Below are 255 nucleotides of genomic sequence, written 5' to 3'. Positions count from 1 at the left end.
CGCCGGGTTTCACGTGCCCGACGCTACTCGGGTACCGGATAGGGGAACTTCCGACGTCGCCTACGGGACTCTCACCCGCTCTGGTGCCCCGTTCCAAGGGACTTCGGCTGACGGTCATTCATCCCATGACTCCGGCCCCACGACCCCGAATGGTATCCCACTCGGTTTAGGCTGGTCCCCGTTCGCTCGCCGCTACTGAGGGAGTCTCGGTTGATTTCTTCTCCTCCGGGTACTGAGATGTTTCAGTTCCCCGGG

General features: G+C 62.4%; 1 rRNA gene. It reads right to left on the bottom strand.

Going from position 1 to position 255, the window contains the following annotated elements:
* Window positions 1–255 (bottom strand): 23S ribosomal RNA (locus ACYOEI_RS41565); the annotation flags it as partial.

Source organism: Singulisphaera rosea (genome assembly GCF_054877945.1).
Note: the sequence above shows the minus strand (reverse complement) of the source record. Positions and strands in the feature narration are given on the sequence as shown.